At 64.0% G+C, this 25,212-nt stretch carries 27 protein-coding genes and 1 tRNA gene; 17 read left to right on the top strand and 11 right to left on the bottom strand.

Translation table 11 applies throughout. The features are described 5' to 3' along the window. Nucleotides 1–39: 39 nt before the first annotated feature. On the top strand, nt 40–828 hold the full coding sequence (locus PI990_RS05980) for a TatD family hydrolase (protein WP_271660089.1): 789 nt from the start codon (nt 40–42) through the stop codon (nt 826–828). A gap of 115 nt (nt 829–943) precedes the next feature. Here the strand turns inward: PI990_RS05980 and PI990_RS31505 are convergent, their stop codons facing one another. The 4 genes from PI990_RS31505 to PI990_RS05960 all read right to left on the bottom strand — a co-directional run bounded on the left by PI990_RS31505 (nt 944) and on the right by PI990_RS05960 (nt 7,104). After that, on the bottom strand, nt 944–1,648 hold the full coding sequence (locus PI990_RS31505) for a methyl-accepting chemotaxis protein (RefSeq protein WP_431483552.1): 705 nt from the start codon (nt 1,646–1,648) through the stop codon (nt 944–946). Nucleotides 1,649–3,258: 1,610 nt separating this feature from the next. Then, nucleotides 3,259–4,095: a regulatory signaling modulator protein AmpE gene (gene ampE, locus PI990_RS05970; protein ID WP_271660088.1), complete on the bottom strand. Its 837-nt coding sequence runs from the start codon at nt 4,093–4,095 to the stop codon at nt 3,259–3,261. Next, the gene (gene ampD, locus PI990_RS05965; RefSeq protein ID WP_271660087.1) at nt 4,092–4,655 is read right to left on the bottom strand and encodes a 1,6-anhydro-N-acetylmuramyl-L-alanine amidase AmpD; all 564 of its coding nucleotides are present in this window, start codon (nt 4,653–4,655) and stop codon (nt 4,092–4,094) included. The genes ampE and ampD overlap by 4 nt, the downstream gene beginning before the upstream one ends. Before the next feature lie 109 nt (nt 4,656–4,764). Then, entirely contained in the window at nt 4,765–7,104 is a 2,340-nt protein-coding gene (locus PI990_RS05960; protein WP_271660086.1) for a DUF1631 domain-containing protein, read from the bottom strand. Nucleotides 7,105–7,425: 321 nt separating this feature from the next. Here PI990_RS05960 and nadC point away from each other — a divergent pair, with 321 nt between their 5' ends. Further along, on the top strand, nt 7,426–8,274 hold the full coding sequence (nadC, locus tag PI990_RS05955) for a carboxylating nicotinate-nucleotide diphosphorylase (protein ID WP_271660085.1): 849 nt from the start codon (nt 7,426–7,428) through the stop codon (nt 8,272–8,274). Between the two features lie 61 nt (nt 8,275–8,335). Here the strand turns inward: nadC and PI990_RS05950 are convergent. The 3 genes from PI990_RS05950 to PI990_RS05940 form a co-directional block, all read right to left on the bottom strand. After that, nucleotides 8,336–8,411, bottom strand: a tRNA-Thr gene (locus PI990_RS05950). 75 nt (nt 8,412–8,486) lie between these two features. Continuing rightward, nucleotides 8,487–10,172 (bottom strand): PglL family O-oligosaccharyltransferase, encoded by a 1,686-nt coding sequence (locus PI990_RS05945; protein ID WP_271660084.1) that lies wholly within the window; start codon nt 10,170–10,172, stop codon nt 8,487–8,489. 106 nt (nt 10,173–10,278) lie between these two features. Next, nucleotides 10,279–10,776, bottom strand: a complete 498-nt coding sequence (locus PI990_RS05940; protein WP_271660083.1) for a pilin — start codon at nt 10,774–10,776, stop codon at nt 10,279–10,281. A 224-nt stretch (nt 10,777–11,000) separates the two neighbouring features. Here PI990_RS05940 and pilB point away from each other — a divergent pair, with 224 nt between their 5' ends. Genes pilB through yacG form a run of 5 tightly spaced genes read left to right on the top strand, consistent with a single transcriptional unit; the run spans nt 11,001 to nt 15,606 of the window. After that, entirely contained in the window at nt 11,001–12,704 is a 1,704-nt protein-coding gene (gene pilB, locus PI990_RS05935) for a type IV-A pilus assembly ATPase PilB (protein ID WP_271660082.1), read from the top strand. A gap of 3 nt (nt 12,705–12,707) precedes the next feature. Then, nucleotides 12,708–13,925 (top strand): type II secretion system F family protein, encoded by a 1,218-nt coding sequence (locus tag PI990_RS05930; RefSeq protein ID WP_271660081.1) that lies wholly within the window; start codon nt 12,708–12,710, stop codon nt 13,923–13,925. Nucleotides 13,926–13,928: 3 nt separating this feature from the next. Further along, entirely contained in the window at nt 13,929–14,798 is an 870-nt protein-coding gene (locus PI990_RS05925; protein WP_271660080.1) for a prepilin peptidase, read from the top strand. Beyond that, nucleotides 14,798–15,409, top strand: a complete 612-nt coding sequence (coaE, locus tag PI990_RS05920; protein WP_271660079.1) for a dephospho-CoA kinase — start codon at nt 14,798–14,800, stop codon at nt 15,407–15,409. The genes PI990_RS05925 and coaE overlap by 1 nt, the downstream gene beginning before the upstream one ends. Then, nucleotides 15,406–15,606, top strand: a complete 201-nt coding sequence (yacG, locus tag PI990_RS05915; RefSeq protein WP_021221832.1) for a DNA gyrase inhibitor YacG — start codon at nt 15,406–15,408, stop codon at nt 15,604–15,606. Before coaE ends, yacG begins: the two co-directional genes overlap by 4 nt. Nucleotides 15,607–15,609: 3 nt before the next feature. On the opposite strand, the gene PI990_RS05910 is transcribed toward yacG, so the two are convergent. The 4 genes from PI990_RS05910 to PI990_RS05895 all read right to left on the bottom strand — a co-directional run bounded on the left by PI990_RS05910 (nt 15,610) and on the right by PI990_RS05895 (nt 17,505). Further along, the gene (locus tag PI990_RS05910) at nt 15,610–15,825 is read right to left on the bottom strand and encodes a hypothetical protein (protein WP_043244210.1); all 216 of its coding nucleotides are present in this window, start codon (nt 15,823–15,825) and stop codon (nt 15,610–15,612) included. Nucleotides 15,826–15,932: 107 nt separating this feature from the next. Continuing rightward, the gene (locus tag PI990_RS05905; RefSeq protein WP_271660078.1) at nt 15,933–16,619 is read right to left on the bottom strand and encodes an energy-coupling factor ABC transporter permease; all 687 of its coding nucleotides are present in this window, start codon (nt 16,617–16,619) and stop codon (nt 15,933–15,935) included. Further along, on the bottom strand, nt 16,616–17,083 hold the full coding sequence (locus PI990_RS05900; RefSeq protein WP_271660077.1) for an FAD/FMN-containing dehydrogenase: 468 nt from the start codon (nt 17,081–17,083) through the stop codon (nt 16,616–16,618). The genes PI990_RS05905 and PI990_RS05900 overlap by 4 nt, the downstream gene beginning before the upstream one ends. Next, nucleotides 17,080–17,505, bottom strand: a complete 426-nt coding sequence (locus tag PI990_RS05895; RefSeq protein WP_271660076.1) for a GNAT family N-acetyltransferase — start codon at nt 17,503–17,505, stop codon at nt 17,080–17,082. The genes PI990_RS05900 and PI990_RS05895 overlap by 4 nt, the downstream gene beginning before the upstream one ends. Nucleotides 17,506–17,618: 113 nt before the next feature. Between PI990_RS05895 and PI990_RS05890 the strand changes: the two genes are divergently transcribed. From PI990_RS05890 to PI990_RS05845, 10 genes are all read left to right on the top strand, one after another. Continuing rightward, nucleotides 17,619–18,245 carry a DUF1780 domain-containing protein gene (locus PI990_RS05890; protein ID WP_021221827.1) on the top strand — a complete coding sequence of 209 codons (627 nt, stop codon included), beginning with the start codon at nt 17,619–17,621 and terminating at the stop codon, nt 18,243–18,245. 86 nt (nt 18,246–18,331) lie between these two features. After that, complete coding sequence (locus tag PI990_RS05885) at nt 18,332–18,505, top strand: DUF3094 family protein (RefSeq protein ID WP_021221826.1); 174 nt, start codon at nt 18,332–18,334, stop codon at nt 18,503–18,505. A gap of 63 nt (nt 18,506–18,568) precedes the next feature. After that, the gene (locus tag PI990_RS05880; RefSeq protein WP_271660075.1) at nt 18,569–19,870 is read left to right on the top strand and encodes an NAD(P)/FAD-dependent oxidoreductase; all 1,302 of its coding nucleotides are present in this window, start codon (nt 18,569–18,571) and stop codon (nt 19,868–19,870) included. Nucleotides 19,871–20,181: 311 nt separating this feature from the next. Further along, nucleotides 20,182–21,192, top strand: a complete 1,011-nt coding sequence (locus PI990_RS05875; RefSeq protein WP_271660074.1) for a LysR family transcriptional regulator — start codon at nt 20,182–20,184, stop codon at nt 21,190–21,192. Between the two features lie 26 nt (nt 21,193–21,218). Continuing rightward, complete coding sequence (locus PI990_RS05870; protein ID WP_271661267.1) at nt 21,219–21,932, top strand: 2OG-Fe(II) oxygenase; 714 nt, start codon at nt 21,219–21,221, stop codon at nt 21,930–21,932. Nucleotides 21,933–21,986: 54 nt separating this feature from the next. Beyond that, on the top strand, nt 21,987–22,223 hold the full coding sequence (locus PI990_RS05865; RefSeq protein ID WP_271660073.1) for a hypothetical protein: 237 nt from the start codon (nt 21,987–21,989) through the stop codon (nt 22,221–22,223). A gap of 10 nt (nt 22,224–22,233) precedes the next feature. Next, entirely contained in the window at nt 22,234–22,779 is a 546-nt protein-coding gene (locus PI990_RS05860) for a methylated-DNA--[protein]-cysteine S-methyltransferase (protein WP_271660072.1), read from the top strand. A 177-nt stretch (nt 22,780–22,956) separates the two neighbouring features. Continuing rightward, on the top strand, nt 22,957–24,090 hold the full coding sequence (gene ada, locus PI990_RS05855) for a bifunctional DNA-binding transcriptional regulator/O6-methylguanine-DNA methyltransferase Ada (RefSeq protein WP_184488616.1): 1,134 nt from the start codon (nt 22,957–22,959) through the stop codon (nt 24,088–24,090). After that, nucleotides 24,087–24,701: a 2OG-Fe(II) oxygenase gene (locus PI990_RS05850; protein WP_271660071.1), complete on the top strand. Its 615-nt coding sequence runs from the start codon at nt 24,087–24,089 to the stop codon at nt 24,699–24,701. Before ada ends, PI990_RS05850 begins: the two co-directional genes overlap by 4 nt. Nucleotides 24,702–24,704: 3 nt before the next feature. Next, complete coding sequence (locus tag PI990_RS05845; protein ID WP_271660070.1) at nt 24,705–24,986, top strand: Ada metal-binding domain-containing protein; 282 nt, start codon at nt 24,705–24,707, stop codon at nt 24,984–24,986. Nucleotides 24,987–25,212: the final 226 nt, after the last annotated feature.

Raw genomic sequence — 25,212 nt, 5'->3', positions numbered from 1 at the left:
CTAGGCTGACACCCATCCCCTGATGCGACCGCCGCCCCGATGCTGATCGACACCCACACCCATCTGGATTTCCCCGAGTTCGACGCCGACCGCGCCGAAGTGCTGGCCCGTGCCCGCGCGCTGGGGGTGCAGCGCCAGGTGCTGATGGGCGTGACCCGTGGCAACTGGCAGCGCATCTGGGAACTGGCCACCACCGAGGGCGACCTCTACGCCGCCTTCGGCCTGCACCCCATCTACTTGGGCGAGCACCAGCCGCGCCACCTGGACGAGCTGCGCGATACGCTGCTGACCCATGCCGGGCACCCCAAGCTTTGCGCGGTGGGCGAGATCGGCCTGGACTATTACCTCGAAGCGCTCGACCGCGACGCGCAGCAGGCGCTGTTCGAGGCCCAGCTCGCCATCGCCGCCGATGCGCAACTGCCGGTGCTGTTGCATGTGCGCAAGAGCCACGCGGCGGTGATCGACACCCTCAAGCGCTTCCGCCTGCAGCGCGCCGGCATCGTCCATGCCTTCGCCGGCAGCGTCGAGGAAGCCCGCGAGTACCTGAAGCTGGGCTTCCGCCTCGGCCTGGGCGGTGCGCCTACCTGGCCCCAGGCCAACCGCCTGCGCAAGGTGGTGCCGCAACTGCCGCTGGACGCCATCGTGCTGGAGACCGACTCCCCGGACATGGCCCCCTCCATGCACCCGCACCAGCGCAACAGCCCCGAGTACCTGCCGGACATCTGCGCCAACCTCGCCGAGCTGCTGGGCCTCACCCCGAGCGAGCTTGCCGCCACCAGCAGCCGCAATGCCTGCGAGCTGTTCGGCTGGCCACCCCTCCCGGGCTGAAGCCCGGGCTACGAAGCTCCACAGGCCAGATGTAGGGTGGGCTTCAGCCCACCGGCGGCGCCGCCAATAAACGAAAAAGCCCGCCAATCGGCGGGCTTTTGCGTGGCGCACTGGATCAGACGCGGAACGCGCCGATCAGCTGTTTGAGCTGCGCTACCTGGTCGGAGAGCTGGCGGCTGGCCTGCTCGGTCTGGCTGGCGCCTTCGGCTGTGCGCTCGCCGGCGCTGTTGATCTCGACGATGTTCTGGTCTATGTCGTGGGCCACGGCAGTCTGCTGCTCGGCGGCGGCGGCGATCTGCTGGTTCTGGTCGACGATCATGCCCACCGCACCGAGGATGTTCTCCAGAGCCTGCTGCACGCGGCCGGACTGATTGACGGTGCCGTCGGCCATCTGGTGGCTGGTGTTCATCGCCTTGACCGCCGCACCGACACCGCCCTGGAGACGGACGATCATCTGCTCGATCTCTTCGGTGGACTGCTGGGTGCGCTTGGCCAGGGTGCGCACCTCGTCGGCCACCACCGCGAAGCCGCGGCCCTGCTCACCGGCGCGGGCAGCCTCGATGGCAGCGTTGAGGGCCAGCAGGTTGGTCTGTTCGGCGATGCCCTTGATCACCTCCAGCACACGGCTGATGGAAGCGCTGTCGGAGGCGAGCTGGTTGATCACGTTGACCGACTGCTCGATCTCCTGGGCCAGGCGCTCGATGCTGCCCAGCTGGGACTCCACCAGGGCACGGCCGCTGACGGTTTCCTCGTTCACGCTATGGGCGCTGTTCACCGCAGCGGCGGCGCTGCGGGCGACCTCCTGGGCGGTGGCGGACATTTCGTTCATCGCCGTCGCCACCTGCTCGATCTGGCTGCGCTGGCCGGCGACGGCCTGGTTGCTCTCTTCGGACACGCTCTGCACGCGGCTGGCCTGGCGCTCGACCTCGGTGACGGTCTGGCCGACCAGTTCGATCAGGTCGTGGATCTTCGCCACGGTGCCGTTGAACACCTGGCCCAGTTCGCCGAGCTCGTCCTTGCTCTGGGCGCGGAAATTGACGGTCATGTCGCCGGCGGCAACCTGGTCCATCACCCTGCCCAGGCTCTTGAGGGTGGTGCGGGTGGAAACGTAGAAACCGCTGTAGAGGTAGACGATGGCGAGGAACACCACCACCAGCGCGACCACCAGCAGCACGGTCTGCGCGCGCTTCTCGCCGAGGCGCTTCTCCAGCTCGCTCTTGAGCAGGCCGAGGGCGGCGTCATTGAGCTGGTAGGTCTTGTCCATCTGCGCAGTGACTTGGTCATAGAACTGCGGCCAGGGCGTGTCGAGGGTGTCGGCCATGATCACCTGGTCCTCGAACAGCGTGGCGCTCTGCTTGAGGGTTTCACGGCTGGCGTTGGCCAGGTCGCCCAGGGCGGCCTGGGCACGGGGGTTGCCGTTGAGCGCGTCCTGGACCTTGAGGCCGTACTCGGAGCCGATCTTCTCCAGCTCCAGCAGCAGGTCATCCAGCTTGGTGCTGGCGGCGGAGTTGAGGAAGCCCTGGCCCAGGGAATAGGCGCCGATGGCGCGGCCCTTGCTGATGGCGGCGGTGACGGTCGGCGTAACGCCGGTGACCAGCTCAGCCACCTGGCGCACGTCACGCTGGCTGTCCTGGCTGAGGCCGGCCTGACTGGCGACCAGCTTGATGAACACCTGGGCATTGCCCAGCTGCTTCTCGATCATCGCGCTCTTGCTCTGCAGGGAGGTTTCCGTCTCGGCGGCCTGCAGGCCCTTGAGCATCTCTTCGCGCTTGTTGTTGAACTCGGTGACCTGCTCCGGCTCGGACGTGACGGGGGCGAGGTTCTCCAGGGCACCCGTCAGGTCCTTTTCCAGCTTGCCGATGCGCGTGTCGAGGTCGCCGGCCTGGCCGGACTGGCCGATCAGCGAGTTGATCAGCACCAGGTCGTTGAGGTTTTCCAGGTTGCGACGGATGCCCTGGCTGGTACCCAGCAGGTCGAGGCTTTCCAGCTCGGAGCGGGTACTGACGAACTGCTCGTAGGACTCGCGCACCAGGTAGAAGTTGGTGACCAGCATCGGCAGGAAGAACAACACGCTGATCAGACTGAATTTCATGCCGAAGCTGAGGCGATTCATCAGCGCGATGGCCGGATACAACACGGTCTTCACAAGACGTCTCCTGTTTCCTAATTATTCTTATGGGTCGCCTCGGGGGCGGCCAAGGATCGCATCTGGCAGTGCGGCCGTCCCAGATCGTCCGACCTGTGGATGACAGATAAGGACTACCAATGCCGAACAATAATCGTGACGCATGTCACGAAAAAGCCGGCGAGGTTCAAGAACTGTGTACCTGATATCGGCGGAAGTTTCTGTAACTTAAGGTTAAGAAAGACCTCTGAGCAGGAGCAGAAACGGTAGCGGCGGACCGGCGGTATTGCACCGCCGGCCATCCATCAGAACAGCAGGGTCCAGACCGCGAAGCCCGCGTACCAGAGCACGGCGGCACGTACCAGCAGGTGCCAGAGCGCATCCAGGCTGGCCACACCCGCCTCGCCGGCGGTGTCGTCCGGCAACTCACCGGCAGCACGCCCGGCGATGACCACGAAGCGCTCGGCGGCGATATCCCAGTTCAACAGCTCGTGCAGCAGCACCCGACTGACCGCGACGAAATTACCCACCAGCGAGAAGCTCGCGGCCAGTACCCGCACCGGCAGCCAGTCGAAGGCGTGGCGCATCTGCGCGGCCCGCTCACGCAGGGCGGGCTCTTCGGCGTGGTCGGCGGCCAGCGCCAGGAGGCGATAGGCCAGGGCCGCGACCGGGCCGAGCAGGAAGTACCAGAAGATCACCGCGAAGAAGCTTTGATAGGCCTGCCACACGAGGTGGCCCTGGACCCGCAGCAGCAGGTCTTCGCCCTCTTCCACCTCGAGGCCCAGGTCACGCTCGGCGACATGGTAGGCGCCCTGGACGTCACCCCGGCGCCAGGCATCGCGGAAGGAGCCGAGGTCCGCCTGGACGTCACCGCGCCCGAGGGCGTAGATCACCACCAGCAGGTGCAACGGCAAGGCCAGCCAACCGTAGGCGAGCGGTTGCAGGGCCATCAGCACCAGGGCCAGGAGCACCAGCGGCAACACCACCAGCAGGCCGAGCACCGCCCAGGGGCGGCCAGCCAGGCGCGGGTTGGCGGAGAGACGGGCCAGTTGGCGGAGCCAGGGCCCGTCCTGCTGGATGCGCTGGCGCAGGCTGGAGAACTTCTCCACCCACAGCACCAGCAGGAGAACCAGGAAACTCATGGGTGTACCTCCTTGTCGAGCAGGCTGGCGCGGAATCGCGCCCAATCGAATGCGGGGCCGGGATCGGTCTTGCGCCCGGGGGCGATGTCGCTGTGCCCCTGGATGCGCGCCGGAGTGATGCCGGGGTAGGCACGCAACAGACCGCGCGCAAGCCGGCCGAGCACGGCGTACTGGGCATCGGAATAGGCCTTGTCATCGGTGCCTTCCAGCTCGATGCCGAGGGAGAAGTCATTGCAGTTCTCACGTCCGTCGAAGAAGGACTTGCCGGCGTGCCAGGCGCGCTCCAGGCAGGAGACGAACTGGGTGACGGCACCGTCGCGCTCGATGAGGAAATGCGCCGAGACCTGCATGGCGGCGATATCGGCGAAATAGGGATGCTCGTCGGCGTCCAGGCGGTTCTGGAAGAACTGCTGGACCTTGCCGGTGCCGAATTGCCCGGGCGGCAGGCTGATGTTGTGGATCACCAGCAGGGAGATTTCCCCCTCCGGGCGGGCATTGAAATTCGGCGAGGGGCAGTGGCGGGCGCCTTGGCACCAACCTGTCGCGGGGTCCGGCTGCATGAAGGGCTCCTTGGTTGGCGGACACTCTAGAGCAGGCCGCGCCCAGGGCCAAGGCCCGGAAACGACGACGCCCGGCAAGCCGGGCGTCGTGGGGGGGGGGAGCGATGACTCAGGCGCCCTTGAGGCGGCGCAGGTTACCGATGACCGATTCCAGCGCGCGGTCGAACAGCAGGGCATCGTCCAGCAGGCGGATGGCTTGGCGACGGAACTCCACGGCCAGGCCCATACGGGTCTTCTCCAGCACCTTCATGCCGGTGCGGTTGACGAAGATGTACTTGCCGGTGGGCTTGATGATCGCCGCCAGCTTGCAACGCACCTTGTGCTCTTCGTCTTCCTGGAACTCGACCCAGCTGCCGACGCGCAGATTGTCGACGTGGCCAAGCGCCTCGTCGTCATCCGGCAGGGCGGCATCAGGCTCGGGCGCGCGGGTTTCGCCGGGGGCGAGCAGGACGATTTCCTCGACTACCTCCACCATGGCCGGCGCTTCGGCGGGCATACCCACTTCCAGGTCGGCGGGCAGGTCGAGCAGAGGCATTACGACTTCCGCGGTCAGGCTCTCGCCCTCGCCTTCGGTCGCCGCCGGCACGCTGACCGGCTCCGGCTCGACGCGCTTGAAGCGCTGGAAGGCCTGCACGTGCAGGGTTTCCAGTTGGCTGAAGAATTCACTGGTGGAGAAGGGATCGAAGGCGGCGCTGGTGAGCCCCTCGCGCAGAGCCTTGAGCAGCCCCGGTACCAGCTCCAGCAGACGCATACGCGCCTCGGGCGCCTCGTGGGACTCCACGCTCCAGATCAGGTCGTCCATGGTCGACAGGGTGGCCTGCCATTCCTCGGAGTCGACGCCGTGCTTGAGGCAGGTCAGCAGCATGACCTTGCTCCAGGCTTCCTGCAGCAGGCGCACCACCACTTCGGGCAGGGTGCGGCCCAGCAGGCGCTCGTTCAGGGCCTGCTCGACCTGCTGGCGGGCCAGCTCGGCCTTGGCGCGGCCTTCCTCGGCGTCGCGGGTGCGCTGTTCCAGCAGGTCGCTGCGGCGGCGCTCGTCGCCGGTGTAGGCGAGGAAGTCGGACAGCAGGTCGGAGAAGATGGTCGGGTCGTCGACGAAGTCATTCAGCAGACGCAGCACGACCTGTTCGATGCGCTGGTAGAGGGCATCACGCTGGACATCGTCCTGCTCGTTCCAGCCCATGGCCGCCGAGGCGATTTCGTTGAGCAGGCGGCGCGCCGGGTGGCTGCCGCGGCTGAAGAAGGTCTTGTCCAGCACCGCGACCTTGAGCATCGGGATCTGCAGGCGGCCGATCAGGGCCTTGAGCGAATCCGGCAGGGAGCGGTCGTCGAGGATGAACTCGAAAAGCATCGACACCAGGTTGATGACGTCGTCATCCACCTGGCCCACGACACGGGACTTGCCACTCTTGGCGCTGGCGCGGGTGAGCAGGTTGTCGAGCTGGAAGCGCAGGTCGACATCGCCGGCGTTCTGCACGGGCAGGTGCTGTTGCAGGTGCGAGAGCAGGCGCATCAGGTCGTTGCTGGTGATAGGCACCGCATCGGCGGGCATCTCGCGACGCTGGCCGCTCATGCCCATTCCCACACCGCCGCCGGAGCCACGGACCTGGGAGAGCAATTCCTGCAGTGCGCCGAAGACTTCCTGCACGCCCTCGTCGGCGTAGGCGCCATCGCCCATTGCCTCGCCGCCTGCGGCGGCCTGAGCAGAGCGAGCGGCACCCGGGGTACGCCCCTGGGGACGACGGGCCGGCGGCGCGGACTTGAGTTCGGGGAGCACACCGGCGGTGATCAGTGCCAGGTTGGATTCGGCATAGAGCTGGTCGAGGTCGCTGAGAACGTACTTCTCGAACAGCTTGAAGATGATCAGCTTGACCTTGATCTCCACGCCCAGGCTGCGGCAGGCGTCGAGGAAGGCTTCACACAGGGCACGCGGGCCGAGCGGGTTGCTCTTGTCCTCGATCTTCTTGGTGACCAGGGTATTGAGGCGAGTGGTCAAGTGGCCGAGGGCGACGCCGTCCCGGCTCATCACCTTGGCGACCATGGCATCCAGGGCGACGGACTCTTCCAGCTCGTCGTTCTGCACCAGGCTCAGACTCTCGAACGACACCGCATCCAGCACCGGCGCCTTACCGATCTCGTACTGGTTGAGGTTGGCGAAGGTCTCGAACACTTTTTGCAGGAAGCCGCGCTCGATGCTCTTGCGCTTGAGGCGCAAGTCGCGCATTGCCTCGAAGAAGGCGTTCTGCTCGGCGTTGCTGGTCGCACGGTCGGCCATCTGGAAGAGGGTGTCGTCCGCGTTGTCGAACAGCGCCTGCAGCGCTTGCTTCAGCTGTTGTGCAGCCTTGTCGCGCACCTGGATAAGTGCCACGGGCAGCCTTCCTACCGGCGAAGTTGGCGATTGCTCGGAGGCGCCCTTGTTCAGGGGCACCACGTTCGCGTCGGTCTGCATAGTGAATCTCCCGCAACCAGCGTCCGATCTAGTGGGCTTCGCTGGTTGCACAGCTATAAACGGGGAGTTATCCCTAACGTCAAGCTTCTGGCGTCAAATAGAGAAAGTCAGAATCATTATAGGGATACTCTCGTCGCAACCAAGGGGAGATTTCCTCCAGACATGAAATACGTCACAGATGTCCCAACCCTTTGTGGGACGACCTCTGACAGACCGTCCCATCCCCTGAATATCTAGCAGAAAGCCCAAGACAGTTGCCACCGGCGCTGTACCAGCGGTCGCCTGCCTCTATAATCGCGCCATTCTGCAGCGGAGCCTCCCATGCCCAATTTGAAACTCGCCGACCTGAGCGCGGAGATCGAAGCCAACGTCCGCCGGGCACTGACCGAAGACATCGGCAGCGGCGACATCACCGCCCAGCTCATCCCCGAAGAGCGCCTCGCGCACGCCACCATCATCACCCGCGAAGCGGCGGTCATTGCTGGGACCGCGTGGGTCGATGCGGTGTTCCGTCAGATCGACCCACGGGTGGCGGTGCACTGGCAGGTGGCCGATGGCGACAAGGTGCAGCCGAACCAGCCGCTGTTCCACCTCGAAGGCCCCGCCCGCGCCCTGCTCAGCGGCGAGCGCAGCGCGCTGAACTTCCTCCAGTGCCTCTCCGGCGTCGCCACCCGCGTGGCCCACTACGTGGAGCTGGTACAGGGCACCCAGGTGAAGCTGCTGGACACCCGCAAAACCCTCCCCGGCCTGCGCCTGGCGCAGAAGTACGCCGTTACCTGCGGCGGCGGCCACAACCACCGCATCGGCCTGTACGACGCCTTCCTCATCAAGGAAAACCACATCGCCGCCTGCGGCGGCATCGCCGAAGCCATCACCGCCGCCCACCGCATCGCCCCCGGCAAGCCGGTGGAGATCGAAGTGGAAAGCCTCGACGAACTGAACCAGGCACTGGCCGCCGGCGCCGACATCGTCATGCTCGACGAACTCAGCCTCGACGACATGCGCACCGCCGTCACCCTCACCGCTGGCCGCGCCAAGCTCGAAGCCTCCGGCGGCATCAACGACACCACCCTGCGCACCATCGCCGAGACCGGCGTCGACTACATCTCCATCGGCACCCTGACCAAAGACGTCAGGGCCGTCGACCTGTCGATGCGCCTGAGCATCTGACCCTTTCCTTTATATAGCGCCCAACAAAAAGCCCCGCAGAAGCGGGGCTTTTTGTTTGAGCTGGTGCCGGAGACAGGAATCGAACCTGCGACCTTCGCGTTACGAGTGCGCTGCTCTACCTACTGAGCTACACCGGCGGCGAGCATAAATTAAGGGCAAACAGGTAATAGCTCAAGTAAAGAAGCTTGCAGGTGCTACGATTTGCCCCCTTTTTAAAGCGGCTCCCTTATAACAGCGCTCAACTCCGGATGATGCACGGACATCGTACGAAGCACTTGCACCCCCTCTTGCGCATACCCATCACCGTGCAGCGCTTTGATGACACGAAGTTGTTCACGCGCCGCAACTGGCTGTCCATTGAGCCCAAGCGCTAATGCATAGCGAAACAGGCTTGAAGGATATGGATAGCGATAGGCGACACGACGCATCCACTCGATGCTTTCTGCGGTCATGCTGGCATCCGGCTGTGTCCGGGCAAAGCGCATGTACTCGCGCAATTGGCTGATCACCATCACTTCAGGCGTCGACTTCACTGAAGTGGCATCTGCGAGGCGAGCCCTCTCAAACCGCATCTGCCGATAGCTGCCTTCCAAGATCAGGTATTCCCGCCCCACCCAACCAAGCAGGCCCGCACCTGCGAATACAATCAATCCAAACATCCAGCGCGGCAGAGCGAATACCGGCACGCCCTGCCGCCCCTCAGCCACTGCGATACCTAGAAAAACCCCTGCAGGCAACAGGAAGAATGCATATTCCAGCGGGTACTCCAGCATCCCATGTACCAGAATCAGACCTGTCGCAACCAAAGCGAACAAGCTTTCAGAACTGCGAGCCCGCCAGTAAAGTCGACATAGCCAGATCAACACATAAAAAATGATCACGGCACCCAAGATGGGCCCATTCCAAACAAGCAGATCAAGCAGGAGATTATGACTGTGCTCGGTAGGCATAGGTACAACATATTCCAAAGAAACACCTATCTGCGCCACACTCACCTGATTCCAGCCATAGCCCCACAACGGCCCATTCACTATGGCAAGACAGATTTGCCGCCACATCTCTATGCGCTCAGAGGCGCCCATCCGAATTACTAGTTCATCAGAAATCAGCAGCGCCTTCGCAAGAGAAGGAAGTGAAATCACGAGAAAGACATAAAGCGCAACCCAACCCAACAATTTCAATACAGGAAGACGCCTCGGAACACGAACTCCAACCCACGCCCAGAACACAACAACCGCTAGAGCCCCCACCCAAGGCGTTCGAGATTGAGTAAGCGCGACACCGAAAAGCAGATATGCTGCCAAAAGCGAAGCCCCTAAGCGCCCCAGCAAGTACTTCTCATAAAAATAGAGGGTGCCGGCAAGCCCCAAGCACAGCAATGTAGCCAAGTTATTGGGCTGAGCAAGATTGGCGTAAGGACGCCGCCCCAGTTCAAGGTCGGCAGTCCAAATATTACCAGCCAGCATTAGCCATTGGCGCAAAGCAATCCAGACAGAGACAACAGCACCAAAAATCAATACAGCTGCAATAATCCGGAAAAAGAACACCTTTTGAACTTCGGGCTGTTTACTCAAGTTGTAGCCCGCGACCAATGCCATCGCAAAACCAAATAAATAGGCCGAAGCAATCCAGGCATCTCCTGAGAAAAACACCACTCCTGACGAGAGCTGAACCAAGGGGATGAGCGGGAGCACAAAGAAAAAGCCGAGAGAGGGCGCTATGGCAACGCCCCCCTTACTCAAGCACGCAAGAAGCAGAAAAATAAGAGCACTGAAACTCAGAAGATCCTGATACGCAGCCACCCATGGCGCGTAGTGATTGGGTAATAGCCACGCCAGTAGAAAAAGTAGCGCAGCAGCCGTCAACGATAGCTTCCGCCAAAATGAAACGGACACCATGAAACCTACCCAGTGAAAAAATACAAAAAATAACGCCCCACAGATGCGGGGCGTTATTGATGACTAGACGAAGAGCACTAAAGCTCAACGCCCTAGTCACTCCAGATTAGCGGCAGCTGGCCGGCAGGTACTTGGCTTCGATACCGGTGTTGGCAGGCGCAACGCACTTCCAAGCACGGATCGGCGCAAGGTTGGCACCAGAGAAGTTGTTGGCAACAGCAGCAGCAGAACCTTGTGCATCAGTGAAGGGTTGCAGCTGGACTTCTACCTTGGTAGTCCCCAGCTGAGCGATATTGCGAGCCTTGACAGTGATAATACCACCGGTGCTGGTGCTAATCGACTCAACATATTGGGAGATCGGGGAGGCGCTAGTGCCGCCCTCACCGCAACCGAAGCCATTGGGTTGCGAAGGCGCAGAGGACAAGCCGGTTTGCGAAGCTTCCGAGATAGCAGCACGGCAGCTAGAAGCAGCCAGCACGACTTCAGAAACCTTGGCACGAGCGGTGTAGTCCTGATAAGCCGGCAGAGCGACAGCAGCCAGAATACCGATGATCGCAACAACGATCATCAGTTCGATAAGGGTAAAGCCTTTTTGAGCCTTCATATGTTTCTCCAAGAATGTTCGAAGGTCGAGTGACCTGAAACCAGAGAAAGCATTTGCCGTGCCAACTCTGAAAAGGCACCAGAGGCAGCATGCCAGTGCAATCACGACACAGGGCCACAGACTTTATCGGCAACTAACTGACAAAAAGCGTCATGCCTCAGGTTTCAATTTGGCAGGCCCCTCCATCTAGGCTATAAACCTTTCATTTTTACGAAGACTTCACCATGAGCGAATCGCCCACACTTTCAGGCTTGGCTCGGCAGTTGGTACACGCCAACCTGCTGGACGAAAAAGCTGCGCAAAGCGCATTTATCCAGGCCCAACGCAATAAAATCTCCCTCGTCACCTACCTCGCTCAGAACAAGCTCCTGAAGAGTCGCGACCTGGCCGAGCTGGCTGCGGAGCAGTTCGGCATTGCCTTCATGGACCTGGCAAGCATCGACAAGGACTCTCAGCCGAAAGACCTTGTGGCAGAGAAGCTCCTGCGCCAGCACCGCGCCCTGCCCCTCTGGCGACGTGGCAACAAGCTGTTCATTGCGGTCTCCGACCCAACGAACCACCAAGCGACTACTGACATACAGTTCAGCACCGGCCTGACCACCGAAGCGATACTCGTCGAAGATGACAAGCTTGGCGCCGCACTCGACAAGTTCTTTGAGGGCGACGCTTCCGGTATGGAAGACCTGGCCGACGTCGATCTCGATGGGCTGGATGTTGAAGCCGTCGATGATGACAAGCCCAGCTCCGATGGCGGAACGGACGCCGACGACGCCCCCGTGGTGCGCTTCGTCAACAAGATGCTGCTGGATGCCATCAAGGGAGGCTCATCCGACCTCCATTTCGAGCCTTATGAAAAAAGCTACCGGGTACGCCTGCGTACCGACGGCATCCTCCATGAGGTGGCCCGCCCGCCCATCCAGCTTGCCAGCCGAATTTCGGCCCGCCTGAAAGTCATGGCCGCACTCGACATCTCCGAACGCCGCAAGCCCCAGGACGGCCGGATCAAGATGAAGATATCCAAGACCAAGTCCATCGACTTTCGTGTCAACTCGCTTCCCACCCTATGGGGCGAGAAGATTGTCATGCGGATCCTGGACCCTTCGAGCGCCCAGATGGGTATTGATGCATTGGGGTATGAAGAGCGCCAGAAGGAGCTTTACCTGAGCGCACTGAAGCAACCCCAGGGCATGATCCTGGTAACAGGGCCGACCGGTTCGGGCAAGACGGTGTCGCTCTATACCGGCCTCAACATCCTGAATACGGTCGATATCAACATTTCCACGGCAGAAGACCCGGTGGAAATCAACCTGGAGGGGATCAACCAGGTCAACGTCAATCCCAAGCAGGGCATGGATTTCGCCCAGGCGCTGCGGGCGTTCTTGCGTCAGGACCCTGATGTGATCATGGTCGGCGAGATCCGCGACCTGGAAACCGCCGAGATCGCCATCAAGGCCGCCCAGACCGGCCACATGGTCATGTCGACCCTGCACACCAACAGTGCTGCAGAGACCCTTACCCGACTGCGCAACATGGGGGTGCCAGCGTTCAACATCGCCACCTCCGTCAACCTGATCATCGCCCAGCGCCTTGCCCGCAAGCTGTGCAACAGCTGCAAGAAAGAGGTGGAAGTCCCTCACGACACGCTACTGAAAGAAGGGTTCCCCGAGGACAAGATCGGCACATTCAAGATCTTCGCCCCCACTGGCTGCGAAAACTGCAAGGGTGGCTACAAGGGCAGGGTCGGTATTTATGAAGTAGTTAAAAACACGTCCTCTCTGCAACGCATTATCATGGAGGAAGGCAACTCCATCGATATCGCCGCGCAGATGCGCAAAGATGGCTTCAACGATCTGCGCACCTCGGGCCTACTGAAGGCAATGCAAGGCGTCACCAGCCTCGAGGAAGTCAACCGCGTGACCAAGGACTAATCCATGGCGGAAAAAGCAGTAAAAACGAGTGTCTTCAAATGGGAAGGCACCGATAAGAAAGGCACCAAGGTCACCGGTGAGCTCAGCGGTATCAACCCCTCGCTGATCAAAGCCCAACTGCGCAAGCAAGGCATCAACCCGCTCAAAGTGCGAAAGAAGGCAGTATCGCTCTTTGGCTCGGGAAAAAAGATCAAGCCCTTGGATATCGCACTTTTCACTCGCCAGATGGCCACCATGATGAAGTCCGGTGTTCCTCTCTTGCAGTCTTTCGACATCATTGGCGAGGGGTTCGACAACCAGAACATGCGCAAGCTGGTCGACGACGTCAAGCAGGATGTCGCAGCGGGTAATAGCTTCGCCGCTTCCCTGCGCAAGAGACCTCTTTATTTCGATGACCTTTACTGCAACTTGGTGGATTCGGGCGAACAGTCGGGCGCACTCGAAACGCTGCTTGATCGAGTGGCCACCTATAAGGAAAAGACCGAGGCGCTGAAGTCCAAGATCAAGAAGGCGATGAACTACCCAATCGCTGTAGTGTTGGTTGCGGTTATAGTCTCTGCCATTTTGCTTATCAAAGTCGTTCCGCAGTTCCAGTCTGTTTTCGCAAACTTCGGTGCCGAGCTTCCTGCCTTTACTCTAATGGTCATAGGTCTATCCGAGGCCCTGCAAGAGTGGTGGTACATAATACTATTCGCGTTCATAGGTATATTTTTCGGACTCAAGCAAGCTCACCAGCGTTCAGAAGAATTTCGCAACTGGCTGGATCGGTTCGTCCTCAAGCTTCCCATTGTGGGTGACATCCTCTACAAGGCCGTAGTTGCACGTTTCGCCCGAACACTCGCTACCACATTCGCCGCAGGCGTTCCGCTGGTGGATGCCCTTGATTCAGTGGCTGGCGCTACTGGCAATATCGTATTCAAGAATGCCGTTGCCAGAATCAAGCAAGACGTCTCGTCCGGCATGCAACTGAACTTCTCCATGCGTACCACTGGCGTATTCCCGAGCATGGCTATTCAGATGACGGCTATCGGTGAGGAGTCAGGCTCTCTGGACCTGATGCTGGACAAGGTCGCAACATATTATGAGCAGGAAGTAGACAACGCCGTAGACGGTCTCACGGCCCTGATGGAGCCCATGATCATGGCGGTCCTCGGTGTCCTGGTGGGCGGTTTGATCATCGCCATGTACCTGCCCATCTTCCAACTCGGTTCCGTGGTCTGATACATGTCCCTCGTTGAATTTATGGCCGGCAATTTGCCGGCCTTTGTTTTCTGCATCTTCCTCCTCGGCCTTCTCGTCGGCAGCTTCCTTAACGTCGTCATCTACCGCCTGCCGGTGATGATGTTCCGTGACTGGAAGGTGCAGGCGCGGGAGGCGTTGGAGCTGCCGGCGGAGCCCAAGGGCGATACCTTCAACCTGATCCTGCCGAACTCGCGCTGCCCACATTGCCAGCATGAGATCCAGGCCTGGGAGAACATTCCCGTGGTCAGTTGGCTGGCCTTGGGTGGCAAGTGCTCGTCGTGCAAGGCACCGATCAAGAAGCGCTACCCGCTGGTGGAACTGGCGTGTGGCCTGCTGTCGGCTTATGTCGCCTGGCATTTCGGCTTCACCTGGCAGGCTGGGGCGTTCCTGGTGCTGACCTGGGGGCTACTGGCGATGAGCATGATCGACGTCGACCACCAGCTGCTGCCGGATTCCCTGGTACTGCCGCTGCTGTGGCTTGGCCTGATCCTCAACAACCAGGGAATGTTCGCCACGCCCAGCGATGCGCTCTGGGGCGCGGTTGCGGGTTATCTCAGCCTGTGGTCGGTGTATTGGGTGTTCAAGCTGGTGACCGGCAAGGAAGGCATGGGCTACGGCGACTTCAAGTTGCTGGCGATGCTCGGTGCCTGGGGCGGCTGGCAGGTGTTGCCGCTGACCATCCTGCTGTCGTCCCTGGTGGGCGCGGTGCTGGGGATCATCATTCTCAAGCTGCGCGATGCCGACAGCGGCACGCCCATCCCCTTCGGCCCTTACCTGGCGATTGCCGGCTGGATTGCATTGCTCTGGGGTGATCAAATAACCGGGACCTATCTCCACTTCGCCGGTTTCTGATGAACAAACCCTGGATCCTTGGCCTTACGGGCGGCATCGGCAGCGGCAAGAGCGCTGTCGCCACCCACTTCGGCAACCTCGGCGTGCACCTGGTGGACGCCGATCATGCGGCGCGCTGGGTGGTCGAGCCCGGCCGCCCTGCCCTCGCACTGATCACCGAGCACTTCGGCAGCGATGTACTGCAGGCCGACGGCCAGCTCGATCGTGCCACCTTGCGCCAACGCATCTTCGAACACCCGGAGGAGCGCCGCTGGCTGGAAAACCTGCTGCACCCGCTGATAGGCGAGGAAATCGTCCGCGACCTGGCCAGCGCCCAGTCGCCCTACGCCATCCTCGTCTCGCCGCTGCTGATCGAGTCCGGTCAGCACCGCATGACCCAGCGCGTGCTGGTGGTCGATGCCCCGGAAGCGGTGCAGATCCAGCGCACCATGGCCCGGGACAAGGTGTCCGAAGAACAGGTCGGCGCCATCCTCAAGGCCCAAGCCAGCCGTGAAAAGCGCCTGGAAGCGGCGGATGACGTCCTGGTCAATGACCGTGACCTCGAATGGCTGCAGCGCGAAGTCGAGCGCCTGCACGCTTTCTACCTGACCCTGCGCGGAGGCCAAGCATGAGCCAGCCCATGACAGTCGAATGCCCCACCTGTGGCGCCCCCGTCGAATGGGGCCCGCAAAGCCCCAGCCGGCCCTTCTGCAGCGAGCGCTGCAAGCTGATCGACCTGGGAGCCTGGGCCGCCGAGGAACATGCGATCCCCGGCGACGTCCAGGAAGACGAACTCTTCACCAGCGACCTGCCTGAACGGGGTCACTGAGCCTCAGGGGCGCATGAAGGCGTAATCGCGGTCGTCATCGAGGTTGTCGGCCAGGAAGCACAGCTCCTGGGCCAGATCATCGATGGGCCGCACCGCCTTGCTGCGCTCCACCACCTCGCTGAGCAGCGCCCGCAACGCCAGCGCCTCGCTCATCCCCGCACCACTGGCCACGGCAAGCTCCCGATCCAGCATCTCGCGCGCCCATTTGTGCATGGTCATCTCCCGCTCATCGTCTGTGAAGGCGCCATGATCGGTGCGCGGGAGGCTGTGGTTAATTGACCGGGATCAAGCCGCCAGGCGTCATGCCCGCGGTGAATTCCCGACCATCACTTCGGCTCGTCGTCCTTCCAGGGCGCCTGCAGGTAGCGCGAGCGGTTGAAGGTCTCCAGCCAGTCCGGGTAGAACACCACCAGCGCCGTCACCGCGGTGCCGTTGATAAAGGCTTCGGGGAACATCACCAGCCAGAGGTAGCCGACGAAATCCTCCAGCCAGGGCGGCATCGGGAAGATGCCGTCCAGCCAGAGCACGCCCAGCCCCACCAGCGTGCACAGCAGCGCCGCCAGTGCGGCGGGGAAGAAGCCGCAGCAGAAGATGTAGACGAACAGGTTGCGCGGTTGATAGCGCTCCACCCAGAGGGCGCAGCACTCGGTCACCAGCACCGGCAGCAGCACCAGCAGCACGCCGTTGAGGCCCAGCGCGGCGAAGTCCTGGCGCCCCAGCGCCAGCAGGCCAAGCTGTGCCACCAGGCCGCCGAGCACCGCCAGCGGCCAATCCAGCAGTAGCGTCACCGCCGTCATGCCGATGAAGTGGTAGGAGACGCCCGAATCGAAATCCCGCCGTACCAGCCACAGCAGGAACAGCGCCAGCACGGTGCCGAACAGCAGGTGCTGGCGCCGCGTATCGCTGAACAGCTCCACCCAGGGCGCACGCCAGATCGCCCAGGCGATGGCCGGCAGGTAGATCGCCCAGCCCAGGCCCAGGCTGGTGGTGGAGAGCAGCTGGGATGCGATCACTCTGCGGAGGACTCGAGAACGGTGCGCAGCGCCGCAGCATCGGTGAAGGTCAGGGTTTCACGCACTACGCCACCTTCCAGGCGCAACAGCAGCACGCTGCCCGCCTCGGCCGGATAACGGGGCGCCACGCGGGACTCACGGTCCAGCATCACCCGGTAGTTGTAATCCCGCATCGCCGGCACCGCGAAGAGCTTGGCGATCACCGCCGGCATGCGGCTCACATCGGCGAGGAACACGGCCTTGCGCGCCTCCAGGTAGCCCTTGGGTTGCCCCTCCAACGCCGCCTTCACCAGCTTCGCGCCGTCCATGTCGCGGGCCACCAGCAACAGCCGCAGCCCGTCATCGAGGGTGTAAGGCTGGTCGTACTGGTCCAGCAGCGTCCAGGGCGCGAGCCGTGAACCCTCCTCCTGCGCCTGGGCAAACCCCATCCACGCCATCAGCAACACCACGAAAACCGCTTTCATTCACTCGCTCCCCTTGTGGAAAAAACCTGGATATCCCCACGTTCGCCCCAGCCTTCCTGCGCCTGCCAGAAGGCCAGCGCCTGCGGTGCATCACGCAGGACGAAGACATGGGATTTGCCGATGCCCTGCTCTGCCAGCCGTGCCAGCACCTCATCGAGCATCCGCCGGGCCAGCCCGCGCCCGCGAAAGGCCTCGTCGACCACCAGGTGCTGCAGGTAGCCGCGTCGGCCGTCGTGTCCGGCCATCAGGCAGGCGACCACCTCGCCCCCGGCTTCGACCAGCAGGCTCAGCCCGGGGTTTCGTGCGAGATAGGCGCAGAAGGGTGCGTACTCGTCCTCCGGGCGCAGGCGGATGCCCGGCGTCCGGCTCCAGAGGGCCAGCAATCGGGAGTGGTCGGCAGGTGTGGCGGGGCGCAATGGCATGGGCAGGTTCCAGGGCAAGGTCCGGAGTTTATACCAAGGCCCGCCACAGGGCGCCGTGCCCGTATGCCGCGTCGGGCTACCACAGCGAGGCGCGGCGAGGCTAAGCTCCGCTCATGGACGAATCCGACTACCTGCGCCTGCTCACCCGTCAGGCGGAACAGGCCAACGACTTCCTCTCCAACGCACGCAAATGGGAGCGCGAGCGCTGGGTCTGCCAGCGCCTGCTGCAGGCTCTTAACGTGCCCCATCGGCTGGAAGACTTCAGCACCGGAGGCGAGCCGCCGGATGTGCAGTTCCGCGATGCCGCCTTCGAGGTGTTCTTCGTCCTCGATGAAGGCCGGCGGCTCAATGATGAATGGCGCGCCGAGCTGGAGCGCCGCCGCAGCGCCTTCTCCCTCGCCCAACTGGTGCGCCGCGAAGCCCGGCCCAAGCGCATCGCCACCGCCGAGCTGCAGGCCCGCCTGGCGCCAACGCTGCGCAAGAAGGCCCACAACTACACCGAGCGCGGCCTCGAGCTGAACGAGCTGGACCTGGTGGCCTTCGTCAACCTCAAGCGCTCGGTGCCCGATTTCAACAGCCCCTTCCCGCCGCCCACCGAATTCCTCCGCCAGGGCTGGCGCTCGCTGTCCATCGTCGGCTCCACCTACGCCCGCGTGCTCTTCGCCCACCCGGATGCCCCGGAATTTTTACGCGCCAACCTGGGTCGAACGGTGATCTTCGACGCCGGCATCGGACTGTGACGCGGCAGTCGAATTATTCGCGCCGTCGATTGAGCCTTCTCGAAACACGCAGCTAGAATGAGCTCATTCCCCCGTCGAGGCTTACCATGAGCAGCCGCCTGACACCCGAAGACCAGCAGAAGGTCGACCAGTACCTGAATCTCCCCCAGCACCAGGTGGAACGCGAGCCGTTCAAGCCCTGGCGCCTGCTGATGATTCTGCTGGTGATGGTGGTCGGGCTCGGCATCCTCAGCCGCCTCCTCGCGCGCCTCGTGCTATGAGCAGCCTCCCCCGCTCGCCCGGCGCCAACCATAAGAATTCTTATAGCCTTGTGAGATGTTCCCATGACCCATCGTATCGTTATCGTCGGCGGCGGCGCCGGCGGGCTGGAGCTCGCCACCCGTCTGGGTAGAACCCTGGGCAAGAAAGGCCAGGCCAAGGTCATCCTGGCCGATGCCAACCTGACGCACATCTGGAAACCCCTGCTGCACGAAGTGGCCGCCGGCTCCTTGAACTCCACGGAGAACGAGCTGAACTACGTCGCCCAGGGTAAATGGAACCACTTCGAGTTCCAGCTCGGCCGCATGAGCGGGCTGGACCGCACGCGCAAGGCCATCCAGCTCGCCGCCACCCTCGACGAGGACGGCCGTGAACTGGTGCCCGCCCGTGAAGTGCCCTACGACAGCCTGGTGATCGCCGTTGGCAGCACCACCAACGACTTCGGCACCGAAGGCGCGTCCCGTCACTGCATCTTCCTCGACACCCGCGAGCAGGCCGAACGCTTCCACCGCCAGCTGCTCAGCCACTACCTGCGCGCTCACGCCCGTGAAGGCAACAGCGACCAGATCAGCGTCGCCATCGTCGGCGCCGGTGCCACCGGTGTGGAACTGGCGGCCGAGCTGCACCACGCCGCCCACGAACTGGCCGCCTACGGCCTGGACAGCATCCAGCCGGAGAACATGCGCATCACCCTGATCGAAGCCGGCCCGCGCGTCCTGCCGGCGCTGCCCGAGCGCATCAGCGCGCCGGTGCACAAGACCCTGGAACAGCTCGGCGTCACCGTGATGACCGGTGCCGCGGTCAGCGAGGTCACTGCCGAAGGCCTGCGCACCGCCCAGGGCGAGGTGATCCCCGCCAGCCTCAAGGTCTGGGCCGCCGGCATCCGCGCGCCCGCCTTCCTCAAGGACCTGGACGGCCTGGAAAGCAACCGCATCAACCAGCTGGTGGTCAAACCCACCCTGCAAACCACCCGTGACGACGCCATCTTCGCCTTCGGCGACTGTGCCGCCTGCCCCCTGGGCGACGGCAGCGACCGCAGCGTGCCTCCGCGCGCCCAGGCCGCCCACCAGCAGGCCTCGCTGCTGGTGAAGTCGCTGAAGCTGCGCATCGCCGGCCAGCAGGAGCTGCCCGAGTACCGCTACAAGGACTACGGTTCGCTGATCTCCCTGTCCAGCTTCAGCGCCGTCGGCAACCTCATGGGCAACCTGATGGGCAGCGTCAAGCTCGAAGGCTGGCTGGCGCGAATGTTCTACATCTCGCTCTACCGCATGCACCAGATGGCGCTCTACGGCAGCTTCCGCACCCTGCTGCTGATGCTCAGCGACCGCATCGGCCGCAGCACCGACCCACGCCTGAAGCTCCACTGATCCACCCGGCCGGCATCCTCGCGATGCCGGCCTTCCCTCGCCTCTCCCCGCCGCTCCAAGCCCCTTTCCGCCCCACCGTCCGTCGCCCTTTCCCGCCCTGCAGATTCGACCGCAAGAAACGGAGTGCGGGACGGTCTCTTCACGCCGATATTGAGCCCCGCAACGCGTCTGGCCAGGGCGTTTGCGCCATCGGATAGGCGCCACCGGGGCCACTCGCGCACCAGGACCACTACGCAGTAAGGGCTGGAGGAACGCAGCAACCCGGGCACGGCCCGGAACCAGGGTCGATGACAGACAGGAGAGACTCATACATGGAACTACGTCATCTTCGCTATTTCCTCGCCGTGGCCGAGGAGTTGAACTTCACCCGCGCCGCGGCGCGCCTGCACATCGAGCAATCGCCCCTGTCGCGGGCCATCAAGGAGCTGGAGTCGGACCTCAACACCCTGCTCTTCGAACGCAACCCGCGGGGCGTTCAACTGACCTGGGCCGGCACCGTCTTTCTAGAGAACACCAAACGCATCTTCGCCGCCCTGGAGCAGGCACGGATGGACATGCGCGGCGTCGCCATGGGCTTTCGCGGCACGCTGCGGGTCGCGGTTTCCGACGGCATCGCCCCGCAAAAACTCGCCGACCTGCTGGCGCGCTGCCGCCAGGAAGAGCCGGAAATGGAGATACGCCTGTTCGAGGTGAGCCACGCCCAACAGGTGAAGGGCATGCTCGACCACAGCTACGACGTCGGCTTCGCGCGCACCGACAACGCCATCGATGGCCTGTGCGTACGGCCGATCTGGAGCGACCCCCTGGTCGCCGCCCTGCCCGCCCGCCACCCGCTGCTGTCGCACCGCAAGATCCCGCTCAAGGAGTTGGCGCGCCACCCGCTAATCCTCAGCCACCCCGAAGTCCACGAAGGCCAGCACCAGCAGATCAGCCGCATGCTCAAGGCCAACCTCAGCGAAGCCGAGGAGGCCTCGCTGAACATCGTCGAGCAATACATCTCCCGCGAAACCATGCAGGCCCTGGTGTCGGCCGGCTACGGGGTCGCCCTGATCTGTGGCACCGAGCAGAGCTACCTGCCCGGCAGCGAGATCGTCACCCGCGCGCTGTCGGTGCCCGACTCGGTGCTCACCACCTACCTGCTGCGCCCGGACAGCGAGCCCTCGCCGCACCTGGCGCGCTTCCTCGAACGCATCGAGCAGGTGTGCAACCAGCAGGAAGAACCGGAAACCTGCCTGTTCTCCGAACTCCACCCCCTCGCCCCCGTCTCGCGGCTGGCGCGGGTGGGCCTGTCCTTCAGCGCCGGGGATTTCTCCACGCCATGACCGCGCTCGCCACCCTCGAACACCCCATGCCCGATGCTGCGCTGGAACGCCTCGAGCGCCTCGACTGGCAAGCCCTCGAAGCCGAGCTGGAGGCCCATGGCTGTGCCCTGATCCCGCGCCTGCTGGACGACGCCGCCTGCGCCCAGCTCGCTTCGCTTTACAGCCGCGACGAAGGCTTCCGCTCGCGCATCGTCATGGAGCGCCAGGGCTTTGGCCGGGGTGAGTACAAGTACTTCGCCTACCCACTGCCCACCCTGCTCGGGCGCCTGCGCCACCGCCTCTACCCGCCGCTGGCGGCCATCGCCAACCGCTGGAACCAGCGCCTGGGCATCGACACCCGCTACCCCGCGCGGTTCGACACTTTCCTCGCCCGTTGCCACCGCGCCGGGCAGCGCCGCCCCACGCCCCTGCTGCTGCAGTACGGGCCGGGCTGCTACAACCGCCTGCACCAGGACCTGTACGGCGAGCACGTGTTCCCGTTGCAGCTGGCGATCCTGCTGTCGGCGCCGGATGCGGACTTCAGCGGCGGCGAATTCGTGCTCACCGAGAACATCGCCGGCCAGCAACGGGCGGAAGTGGTGCCCCTGGGCAAGGGCGACGCGGTGCTGTTCCCAGTGGACCTGCGCCCCGTGCCCGGTAAACGCGGTGGCTTCCGCCGCGCCGCCACGCGCCACGGCGTCAGCCTCGTCAGAAGCGGCCAGCGCCGCACCCTGGGGCTGATCTTCCACGACGCCAGCTGAGGCCACGACGATGAACACACCCTTCACGCACAGCCCCCACAGGGTGGGCTGACCATGCCACTTCACCCCTGGGAGAGCGGCACCCTGCCGTCGTTCGAAGCCGGCACGCTGGCGGTTGGAACGACGACCGGTGACCCGGCCGCGCGCCTGCGGGTGATCAGTGCCTTCCAGGCACTGGTGGATGCCAGGCAGGCCCGCTGGCACACGGACGATTCGGGCCGGACCGAGCTGCACCTGGACAGCGGGGAAGTCTTCCTGCTGCGCCCCCACAGCGTCACTCGACTGCGATAAGGAGATTGCCATGACATTGATGATGAGCCGCCTGAGCTCGCCCCTGCGCGAGCTGCTGCTGGTGACCGATGAACAACGCCGCATCTGCGCCCTCGGCTTCGCCGACTACAAGCGCCAGCTCACCCGCTCGCTGAAGGACCGCCCCAGCCCCAGGGACCTCCCGGAAATCCCCGCCCCCAAGGAGATAGCCACAGCCCTGCGCCGCTATTTCGAAGGCGACGGTGATGCCCTCGACGACCTCGTCATCGAGCCCACCGGCACGCCCTTCCAGCTTCAGGTCTGGGCGGCCCTGCGGCGCATTCCGGCCGGCACCACCCGCAGCTATGGCCAGCTGGCCCGCGAGCTGGGCCTGGAAGACCCGCGCGCCGCCATCGACGTTGGCGCCGCCAATGCCGCCAACCCCGTTGCCCTGGTCATTCCCTGCCATCGGGTGATCGCCGCCAACGGCGAACTGCGCGGCTACGCCTGGGGCCTGGAGCGCAAGCGCTGGCTGCTGGAGCACGAGAAGGCCCTGCGCCCTCTCGCCGCCGAGCCGCAGACCGCCGCGCTGTTCTGACCGAACGCGCAGCGCTGGACGCTGGAGAGGCTCATCATCTATACCCTCCAGCGCCCCCTCCGCCCGCATCGGAACGCCTCGGCGGAGCCACGGTGGATTCGAACGCAAGAACCGGAGTTCTTGCGTTTGAATTCGGTTTTAACCTGCAATAGTCAACGGTACTTCTGGATAGCCACCATGAGCAGGAACCCGCACGAAACCGCTCTCTACCTCACGGACGATCAACGCTGGGCAGCCGTCATCGCCCGCGACAGCGCCGCCGACGACCAGTTCGTCTACGCGGTGAAGACCACCGGCGTCTACTGCCGCCCCAGCTCCTCGACCCGTCTGCCCAACCGCAAGAACGTCGAGTTCTTCGATAACCCGGCCGCCGCCGAAGCCGCCGGCTATCGCGCCAGCCGCAGCCTGGCCGGCGACCGCACCAGCACCGCGGCCCGACGCACCTCATTGATAGCCGAGGCCTGCCGTGCCATCGAGGCCGCCGACACGCCGCTGAACCTCAACCAGCTGGCGCAGCGCTCGGGCATGAGCCCCTCGCACTTCCACCGGGTGTTCAAGACCGAAACCGGGCTGACCCCCAAGGCCTATGTCTCGGCCTACCGCGCGCGCCGCCTGCGCCAGGAGCTCAGCGATGTCGGCACCTCGGTGACCGACGCCATCTACGGCGCCGGCTTCAACTCCAACAGCCGCTTCTACGAAACCTCGGACCAGCTGCTCGGCATGCGCGCCAGCGAATACCGCGATGGCGGTGCCGGCGCCTCGATCCACTTCGCCGTGGCCCAGTGCTCGCTGGGGGCCATCCTCGTCGCCCAGAGCCAGCGCGGGGTCTGCGCCATCCTTCTGGGCGACGACCCGGACGAACTGGTGCGTGACCTGCAGGACCAGTTCCCCAAGGCCCAGCTGGTGGGTGGCGACGCCGACTTCGAACGCCTGGTGGCCCAGGTGGTCGGTTTCATCGAAGCGCCCTCCCTGGGCCTCAACCTGCCCCTGGACGTGCGCGGTACGGCGTTCCAGGAGCGGGTGTGGAAAGCCCTGCGGGACATCCCGCCAGGCACCACCGTCAGCTACACCGACATCGCCGAACGCATCGGCGCGCCCAAGGCGGTGCGTGCGGTGGCCCAGGCCTGCGGTGCCAACCACATCGCGGTGGCCATCCCCTGCCACCGCGTGGTGCGGCGCAATGGCGATCTCTCCGGCTACCGCTGGGGCATCGACCGCAAACGCGAACTGCTGTTGCGCGAAGCCAAGCCGGCCAAGGCCGCCAGTGCCAGCGCAGCCCCTCGCAGCAAGCAGGCCGTGGCCCAGCCATGACGCTGGACTGGCCGGCGCTCACCCGCAGCCTGGAAGACGACGGCTACGCCCTGCTGCCCGGCCTGCTGGATGCAGGCGCGGTGCAGCACTGGCGCAGGCTGGCGGAAGCCCAAGGCGCCGGCCTAGCGCCCCCGGAGCCCGGCCGTGGCGAGTGGATCGCCACGCCCGGCACGTCGTTCGCGGACGCGTACCCTCCCGAGCTCGCCAGCCTGGCCAATCGCTGGAACGAAGCCCTGGGTGAAGCGCACCGCTACCCACTCCAGGGCATCACAGTCGATGCACAGCTGTGCCGGCTGGAAGCCGGCGACTACCTGAACCTGCGCCAGGACAACGGCACGGCCCTGCCACTGCGCATCGCCATCCTGCTGTCCTGCCCGGGGCAGGACTTCAGCGGTGGCGAATTCGTCGTCACCGAACAGCGCCCACGCATGCAGTCGCGCGCCACGGTGCTGCCCCTGCGCCAGGGCGACGCGGTGCTCTTCAGCACCGGTCGCCGCCCGGTGCGCAACAGCCTCGGCCAACTCTACGGTGCCGGCCTCAAGCACGGCACCAGCCGGGTGCGCAGCGGCCAGCGCCTGAGCCTGGAGCTGGACTTCCCCGCCAGGCACTGAGCCATGCCGGACAGAACCTGGACCCTGATCGGCGCCGACGGCCGCCCCTTCGCCAGCAACCACCCCGGCACCCTCGGCGGCCACCGCCGCAACAAGCTCTACGGCCGCCTCGACTGCCGCAGCGCCCTGCAGGCCCTGGCCCGGGGTGGCTACCGGGCACAGCGGGTGTTCTTTCTCGACGAAGCCACGGCGCTCAGCGCCGGCTACCGGCCCTGCGCGGTGTGCATGGCGGAGCGGTACAGGATGTGGAAGGCGGGGGAGCTGGGTGCCCAGGATGACGCCTGATCGCGAATGAATTCGCGCCTACAGGAGGGCGGCGCTGCGCGCCGCTGGGCGACTGAAGTCGCCCCTACAAAGGTCCTCCGAGCCCCGCGTGGAGGTGACCGCTGTGTAGGGTGGAGGTCGCTCTTTACCTCCACCAGGCGGGGTCGAACAGGGCACGCCGTTATGCCCGAAGCGTTGCATTGAAACCCGCCCCCGCCCGGTGGATGGGTGAAGCGTCATCCACCCT

The organism is Pseudomonas sp. TUM22785 (assembly GCF_028198105.1).
In the GTDB taxonomy this organism is placed as follows: Bacteria; Pseudomonadota; Gammaproteobacteria; order Pseudomonadales; family Pseudomonadaceae; genus Metapseudomonas; species Metapseudomonas solani.
This window is presented reverse-complemented; position numbering and strand designations above follow the sequence as displayed.